The following is a 3,313-nucleotide window of genomic DNA, read 5'->3' on the forward strand; positions in this document are numbered from 1 at the left end:
CGGCATCTCGCGGCCGATGATCGCGATGTGCAAGGCGATGCGTGAGCTTGCCTCGGGCAATTTCGACGTGGTGCTGCCCGGGCTCGGGCGCAAGGACGAGATCGGCGAGATGGCCGGCGCGGTCGAGGAGTTCAAGCTCCAGGCCGTTGCCAAGGCCGAGCGCGATGCCGCCGCCAGCGAAGCCCAGAACAGGGAGCAGGCCGCAAGCCGCCGCGCCGAGCTGATCCGCTTTGCCGACGATTTTGAAAGCGCTGTTGGTGCGATCGTGTCCAACGTTTCGGCGTCCGCCGTGCAGCTTGAATCATCCGCATCCACGCTGACCCGCACCGCCGAGACGACACAGACCTTGTCGAGCCAGGTCGCCGGCGTCTCCGAGCAGGCCTCGAGCAACATGCAGTCGGTCGCGACCGCGACCGAAGAGCTGTCGGCTTCGGTCGAGGAGATCGGCCGCCAGGTCCGCGATTCCAGCCGCATTGCCGAGGCCGCCGTGGTGCAGGCCAAGGAAACCGATGGTCGGATCGGCAAGCTCTCGCACGCGGCCCAGCAGATCGGCGAGGTGGTCAAGCTGATCACCGCGATTGCCGAGCAGACCAATCTTCTGGCGCTGAACGCCACCATCGAGGCGGCGCGCGCCGGGGAAGCCGGCCGCGGCTTTGCGGTGGTCGCGAGCGAAGTGAAATCGCTGGCGAGCCAGACCGCGAAGGCCACCGACGAGATCTCCTCGCACATCGCGGGCATGCAGGGTGCGACGGCCGAGTCGGTCGCCGCGATCAAGGAGATCGGTGCGACCATCGGCAAGATCTCGTCGATCTCGACCTCGATTGCCAGTGCAGTGGAGGAGCAGGGCGCCGCGACCCAGGAGATCGCCCGCAGCGTCCAGAACGTCGCCCAGGGCACCCAGACCGCCGCGACCGATATCGGCCAGGTCAACCGCGGCGCGGCCGAAACCGGTTCAGCCTCGGAGGAGGTGCTGAACTCGGCCAAGACGCTGTCGAGCGAAAGCACCCGCCTGCGCGCCGAGCTCGATCGCTTCATGGCGAATATCCGGGCAGCGTAGGACCCGCCTGTCGCTTCATGCTCCGTCGTCGTCCGGACAAGCGCGCGCTGAGGCGCGCCCTTGTCCGGGACGACGGCATCCTCCGCGACAGCTCACCGCAAGTTGCGGTGTGGCAAATTTACCGCGGCTTATCCTTTGCCATTTACCGTGCATGCGAGTCGGGGAGCGGGCTGCTGCCGGAGAGCGCCTGGTTTTCTGCGAATGGAATGGGGTGGGGGAATGTCGGTCAAGTCGAAGCCGAGCTCTTTGAGGCTCTTCACCTTGCGCTTTCGTGCAAAGATCATCCTCGGCTTCGTGGCGGTACTGGCCATCCTCGCCGTCAGCATGGCGTTCGCCTATTTCGGCTTCGAGCGAATCGCTGGCGCCGTGGCCTCCTACCGGACCAGCGTGGCCGAAGCAGACCTGGCACGGACCATCGACCGCGAATTGATCAGCTATCAGGGCCTGACCCGGGCGTACACGCTGACCGGTGCGGCGGATGACGAAACCGCGGCCAAGGCGGCTGAAGAGAATCTGAAGGTGGCGATCGCCAAGTCGATGTCCGCCACGTCTGGCGCGGCGCGCCGCGAGGAGATCGGCAAGCTCGAGGCCGAGTTCCAGCGCTTCACAAAGGTCTTCAGCGAGATCATCACGCTGACCCGCGCCAACAACAAGATCGCGGCCGATGAGCTGAACGCTGTCGGCAACAAGATCCGCTTCAAGTTCGACGATCTTGCCGATACCGCGGCGCTTGCCGGGCTCGCGTCGGTGCAGACCACGGCCAAGGACATCACTTCGCAATATCTCGCGGTGTCCACGTCGGTCAGCGCCTTCGTCGCCAAGCCGGATCCGAAGACCGCCGACGGGGTCGTCGCCCGCATCAAGTTCCTGGAGACGCTGCTGGTCTCGATCTACGCCAACGACCAGAAGATCACCGACCGCGTCACCGAGATCGGCAATCTGCTGAAGCAATACCGCGCCTCCTTCGCCAAGCTGTCGGAGAACGTAAAGGTCATCGCCAAGTCGAATGCCGAGATGAGCAAGACGGCAGCGTCGATCCTCAAACTCTCGGGCGAATTGCGCTCGGACCTGTCGGCGGATCAGCAGCGCATCGAGGCGGGTGCGAATACGACGATCGGGGAAACCGAGCAGCTGATGCTGATGCTGGCGCTGGGCGGACTTGCCATCGGTGCGGCGCTGGCGCTGATGCTCGGCAACGGCATCTCGCGGCCGATGATCGCGATGTGCAAGGCGATGCGTGAGCTTGCCTCGGGCAATTTCGACGTGGTGCTGCCCGGGCTCGGGCGCAAGGACGAGATCGGCGAGATGGCCGGCGCGGTCGAGGAGTTCAAGCTCCAGGCCGTTGCCAAGGCCGAGCGCGATGCCGCCGCCAGCGAAGCCCAGAACAGGGAGCAGGCCGCAAGCCGCCGCGCCGAGCTGATCCGCTTTGCCGACGATTTTGAAAGCGCTGTTGGTGCGATCGTGTCCAACGTTTCGGCGTCCGCCGTGCAGCTTGAATCATCCGCATCCACGCTGACCCGCACCGCCGAGACGACACAGACCTTGTCGAGCCAGGTCGCCGGCGTCTCCGAGCAGGCCTCGAGCAACATGCAGTCGGTCGCGACCGCGACCGAAGAGCTGTCGGCTTCGGTCGAGGAGATCGGCCGCCAGGTCCGCGATTCCAGCCGCATTGCCGAGGCCGCCGTGGTGCAGGCCAAGGAAACCGATGGTCGGATCGGCAAGCTCTCGCACGCGGCCCAGCAGATCGGCGAGGTGGTCAAGCTGATCACCGCGATTGCCGAGCAGACCAATCTTCTGGCGCTGAACGCCACCATCGAGGCGGCGCGCGCCGGGGAAGCCGGCCGCGGCTTTGCGGTGGTCGCGAGCGAAGTGAAATCGCTGGCGAGCCAGACCGCGAAGGCCACCGACGAGATCTCCTCGCACATCGCGGGCATGCAGGGTGCGACGGCCGAGTCGGTCGCCGCGATCAAGGAGATCGGTGCGACCATCGGCAAGATCTCGTCGATCTCGACCTCGATTGCCAGTGCAGTGGAGGAGCAGGGCGCCGCGACCCAGGAGATCGCCCGCAGCGTCCAGAACGTCGCCCAGGGCACCCAGACCGCCGCGACCGATATCGGCCAGGTCAACCGCGGCGCGGCCGAAACCGGTTCAGCCTCGGAGGAGGTGCTGAACTCGGCCAAGACGCTGTCGAGCGAAAGCACCCGCCTGCGCGCCGAGCTCGATCGCTTCATGGCGAATATCCGGGCAGCGTAGGAC

2 protein-coding genes are annotated in these 3,313 nt (G+C 65.8%); both read left to right on the top strand.

Annotated features, from left to right (window positions below):
• The coding region (locus tag AOQ71_RS06985; RefSeq protein WP_162268327.1) for a methyl-accepting chemotaxis protein at positions 1-1,057 on the top strand (1,057 nt) is incomplete at its 5' end.
• A 219-nt stretch (positions 1,058-1,276) separates the two neighbouring features.
• On the top strand, positions 1,277-3,310 hold the full coding sequence (locus tag AOQ71_RS06990) for a methyl-accepting chemotaxis protein (protein WP_057743646.1): 2,034 nt from the start codon (positions 1,277-1,279) through the stop codon (positions 3,308-3,310).
• The last annotated feature ends 3 nt before the right edge of the window (positions 3,311-3,313 follow it).

The sequence above is a fragment of the Bradyrhizobium manausense genome, assembly GCF_001440035.1.
Lineage (GTDB): Bacteria > Pseudomonadota > Alphaproteobacteria > Rhizobiales > Xanthobacteraceae > Bradyrhizobium > Bradyrhizobium manausense.